Genomic DNA, 3,942 nt, shown 5'->3' on the forward strand with positions numbered 1-3,942 from the left:
AACACCATCGGCGGGCCGATCACCGTCACCACCGGACGCAGGCTGATGCGGGATGTCGCAGGGGGTGCCGCGAACGTCGTGGTGATGCTCGACGGCGGCCTTGCCTGTGCAGACCTCGAAGGCCGGTGGAACATCTGGTGGGGTGCGAATCTCGGGACGAGCGACGAAGAACTCGTCGACGGTCCGCTCGCCGAGACACTCCCCGTCATTCGTGAGGCCCGCATCCGCGCGAAACGGGCGCGCGGATGGGTGATGGACACCTACCTGCTGCGCCGGGATTGAGCGGTCCACGCCAGGACCGCACTGCTTCCCACCACTCCGAACAGGGTGCCCAGCAGGAACCCTCCGAAATTGGCCGCGGGTAGCGCCACGAGCGCGACCAGCATCGCGATGACGCCTGCGGGAACACGGAGGCCCGGCCGCACCAGCACTCCCACTCCGCACAACGCCATGAGCGCTCCGAGGAACAGGGTGGAGACGCCCGAGATGGTGCTGATCGACACCAGGACATCTCCGACGCGGAAGGTGGTGTAGGCGGGCAACAGCAGGAGCACCGCCGAGACACACAGCAGCGTCGCGCCGGTGAAGGGGCGTTCGTGTCGCCACTCGCGGAACCGTTCCCGCCGAGTGCCGGTAGCGGTCGTCAGCACTCGTGGGCTCCGGTCCGGACGTCCATCTGCAGGCCCTGCACGCTCATGGAGGTCGCGGTCATGGATACCGCGCGGACTCGCGCCTCGGTCATCACCGAGCCGCCCATCGCCATGCCCGGCGTCAGGGAGGTCTCCACCTCGGCGAGATTCGAGACGTCGACACCCAGACGGACGTCGGCGGCATCTATCGACCCGCCGACGGAGACGGCGTCGAGCACCACGCTCCTCGCGGTGGTGTTGGGTCCCGGAACGCGGATCGTCATCGTCACGTCACCCAGGACCGGCACGCCGTGAGCGATGGTGGCCAGGCAGACGTCGGACAGCACCGACGACTCGACCCGGAGCGCAGCTGTGGGGAGGTCGCCTGCCGAACTGCTGACGCGACGGGGAAACACCTGGATCCCTTCGGCTTCGACCAGTCCGATGGTCCCGGAGATGTCCTGACCGGAGATGGCCAGATTCATCGGCAGGTCGCCGCGTGCGATGCCCGCACCGAGCAGAGTCGTAGGAACGAGACCGACCAGTGTGAGTGCTGCGAACCGGCGTTTCCGGATGCGTCCCATGCACTTCCTCTCGTGGTGGCCGTCGGCTCGCCCGAACGGACGGGATCAGACCGCAGTAGAAGGGCTTTCCGGGTGCATACCAGGCTCGGGCGTCGAGCGAGAAGGAGCCGGAAGGAAGGGCTGCCCGGCACGCGTCACGGACCGCGAGGCGTTGCCGGTCGGGAAGCGTCGCCAGATATCGGCCTGCCGGTCCGATGCCGAACGTGAACGGCTCCCAGAAGTCGTCGAAGTCGGCGTACTCGGCGCGTGCAGAGAGCGCGCCGTCGACCATCTCGGTCAGGCCTGCCCGGCGAAATCGCTCGGCTATGTCGCCCTCGGCAGTTCCGGCCATCGTCGTCTCACCGGGAGCGTGGGGATCGACCGTTCCCACCGCGGTCCAGAAGATGCGAAGGATCGTCATTCCGCCCGCCGTGGTGTCCCACATACATGCGGCCACGGTGCCCCCGGGGCGTGTCACCCGCGCCATCTCCCGCACACCTTCCTCGGGATCGCTCATGAACCCGAGGACCAGACAGGCCATCGTGGAGTCGAACTCTCCTTCCCCCCAGGGCAGGTGTTCGGCCACACCGACACGTACGTCGATCTCCGGTGCGATGTCCCGGCACGCGGCCGCGAACTGAGGTGCAGGGTCGATCGCTGCGACGTTCGCGGCACCGACCCGCGCGACGAGTTCCCGGGCGAGTCCACCCGGCCCGCAGCCCACATCGCAGACCCGCCGGCCCGCCGTCACCCCGGCGGCATCCGCCAACGCCGGCGCGAGCGTCGGGGCGTACCTGCCCATGAATCGGTCGTACTGATCTGCAGGTGCGGCGAACTGCATGTACCCAACCTATCGGTCCGAACGGCGTCCTCGTGGCCGTTCACGTCGTATCGGGTGTCGGGCGGTCGTCCTTCTCGTCCGAGCGTTCCACCACATCCGGAGCGTTCTCCCGGGTCGCCATGCCGCCGTCGCGGCCGTGATCGACCGGACCCGGCGGGTCCTCGAGCACCTCGTCGTCCTTCTTCTTCGACGTCGTCATTTCCACCTCCGTACGCTGGGCAGACTCGTGTCCGAAGGGGTACCCGCAGATATCGGCCCGCACACCTCGGGTGGCGACGGTGCGACGGGCCGGATCGACTGGATCCAACGACACGAGGAGGCAGCATGCAGATCCGTGACAAGGTTTTCGTCGTCACCGGGGGAGGCAACGGGATCGGACGCGACGTCGTCCTCGAACTACTCGTGCGTGGTGCGCGGGTCGCGGCGGTCGATCTCCGCACCGAGGCGCTCGACGGCACCCGTGCATTGGCGGTTGCGTACGACGACCGTCTCACCACCCATACGGTCGACGTCTCCGACCGCGCTGCCGTCGAAGCGCTGGTGACCGAGGTGACCACTGCGCACGGACGGGTCGACGGCGTCGCCAACGTCGCCGGCATCATCCAGAAGTTCGTCCCGTTCGCGGAGCTGCCGTACGACGAGATGAACAAGGTCCTCGACGTCAACTACTGGGGTGTCGTGCACATGTGCAAGGCGTTCCTGCCCGCACTGCTCACCCGGCCCGAAGCGAGCCTGCTCAATGTCTCGAGCATGGGAGCCTTCGTGCCCGTGCCGGGCCAGTCGGTCTACGGCGCGAGCAAGGCCGCCGTCAAACTTCTCACCGAAGGTCTCTACGCCGAACTCCGCACCACGAAGGTCGCGGTGACGCTCGTGTTCCCCGGAGCCGTCCGCACGGGGATCGCCGAGAACTCCGGCGCCGCGATCCCGGGACGCAGCACCGATGCGTCCGTCGAGATCACGTCGTCCGCCGAAGCCGCCCGCCGGATCGCCGATGCGATCGAGAAGGGCGCTTTCCGCGTGTGTATCGGCAAGGACGCGACGATGCTCGACCTGCTTGCCAGACTCATGCCGCGCCGCAGCATCGAGTTCCTGGCGAAGAAGATGGGGTCGCTCGTCGACCGCTGACCTACCGCCGACCGGCCTGGAGTGGATGCGGTCGCGGCGGCACGTCCGTGGGCGACCGGCTCAGCACGACCGGCAGCCACTGGCACGTCATCACGATCATCACCAGCCATTCGGCGATCAACGCGACGGTCGGATGATGCGGTGCGTTCGTGATCATCCCTGCCTGCGACCAGTAGGCGAGCAACCCGAAGAACGACGACAGGCCGGAGCCGAGCATCGCGAGCGACGCCAGCTTCCACCGCCGCAACCACAACGCCAGCGTGGAGATCACCACACCGAACACCAGGGCCAGTACCGCGAAGATCCGCAGCGGCACGGCCACGGGGGCGGTGTCGCCGAACCAGCTGCCGAAGACCGTCCACGACCACGCCGACGACGTCTGCGGCAGCAACAGGCACACCGTCAGGACGACGACGCAGCCCGCCAGGACCCGGCCATGGCGACCGGCGTCGAACTCACCGGCGACCTTGTTCTCGATCCGGGCGAAGTCGTTCCGATAAGCCGACAGGTCCGCGCTCATGCCTCAGCCTCTCCGTTCCGACACATGAGTGGCCATTATGCGCCGGACGTCGATGTGACCTCGCTCATACCGTTCACCTGCAATCGGATCCCGACCACCCCGTCGGGGCCGGTGCCGGTGTGATGCCGTCGAGGACCGGGTATTGCCGTTCACGAACGCGATCGAGGGAGGGCGAGAATGCCGGAGAAGGACCAGTACCGCATGCAGCACCCGGGAGAGCAGCATCCCGTCCCACCGCTCGAGGAACAACCGGAGATCGCCTAC

Annotated in this window: 5 protein-coding genes and 2 pseudogenes; 2 read left to right on the forward strand and 5 right to left on the reverse strand. The window is 67.5% G+C overall.

Translation table 11 applies throughout. The features are described 5' to 3' along the window. Nucleotides 1–282 (forward strand): annotated as a pseudogene (locus R1101_RS0117865) (precorrin-6A synthase (deacetylating)); the annotation flags it as partial. Here the strand turns inward: R1101_RS0117865 and R1101_RS0117870 are convergent. From R1101_RS0117870 to R1101_RS30725, 4 genes and pseudogenes are all read right to left on the reverse strand, one after another. Next, nucleotides 261–650: a DUF6114 domain-containing protein gene (locus tag R1101_RS0117870; protein ID WP_016934724.1), complete on the reverse strand. Its 390-nt coding sequence runs from the start codon at nt 648–650 to the stop codon at nt 261–263. The pseudogene R1101_RS0117865 and the gene R1101_RS0117870 sit on opposite strands and share 22 nt — an antisense overlap. Further along, nucleotides 644–1,213 carry a DUF6230 family protein gene (locus tag R1101_RS30720; protein WP_016934725.1) on the reverse strand — a complete coding sequence of 190 codons (570 nt, stop codon included), beginning with the start codon at nt 1,211–1,213 and terminating at the stop codon, nt 644–646. The genes R1101_RS0117870 and R1101_RS30720 overlap by 7 nt, the downstream gene beginning before the upstream one ends. 421 nt (nt 1,214–1,634) lie before the next feature. Further along, a pseudogene (locus R1101_RS31095) lies at nt 1,635–2,033 on the reverse strand (class I SAM-dependent methyltransferase); the annotation flags it as partial. A gap of 40 nt (nt 2,034–2,073) precedes the next feature. After that, nucleotides 2,074–2,232 carry a hypothetical protein gene (locus R1101_RS30725; RefSeq protein WP_016934726.1) on the reverse strand — a complete coding sequence of 53 codons (159 nt, stop codon included), beginning with the start codon at nt 2,230–2,232 and terminating at the stop codon, nt 2,074–2,076. A gap of 125 nt (nt 2,233–2,357) precedes the next feature. Here R1101_RS30725 and R1101_RS0117885 point away from each other — a divergent pair, with 125 nt between their 5' ends. Continuing rightward, a complete protein-coding gene (locus tag R1101_RS0117885; protein ID WP_016934727.1) occupies nt 2,358–3,158 on the forward strand; it encodes an SDR family NAD(P)-dependent oxidoreductase in 801 nt (266 codons plus the stop codon). A gap of 1 nt (nt 3,159) precedes the next feature. Here R1101_RS0117885 and R1101_RS0117890 read toward each other — a convergent pair whose 3' ends face one another. Beyond that, nucleotides 3,160–3,678 (reverse strand): Rv2732c family membrane protein, encoded by a 519-nt coding sequence (locus R1101_RS0117890; RefSeq protein WP_016934728.1) that lies wholly within the window; start codon nt 3,676–3,678, stop codon nt 3,160–3,162. Between the last annotated feature and the right edge of the window lie 264 nt (nt 3,679–3,942).

The sequence above is a fragment of the Rhodococcus sp. R1101 genome (assembly GCF_000278445.1).
Lineage (GTDB): Bacteria > Actinomycetota > Actinomycetes > Mycobacteriales > Mycobacteriaceae > Rhodococcus > Rhodococcus gordoniae.

Bases quoted from the DNA above. Each gene is read 5' to 3' on its own strand.
- R1101_RS30720 (WP_016934725.1), bottom strand. From the start codon at position 1,213: ATGGGACGCATCCGGAAACGCCGGTTCGCAGCACTCACACTGGTCGGT.
- R1101_RS30725 (WP_016934726.1), bottom strand. From the start codon at position 2,232: ATGACGACGTCGAAGAAGAAGGACGACGAGGTGCTCGAGGACCCGCCG.
- R1101_RS0117885 (WP_016934727.1), top strand. From the start codon at position 2,358: ATGCAGATCCGTGACAAGGTTTTCGTCGTCACCGGGGGAGGCAACGGG.
- R1101_RS0117890 (WP_016934728.1), bottom strand. From the start codon at position 3,678: ATGAGCGCGGACCTGTCGGCTTATCGGAACGACTTCGCCCGGATCGAG.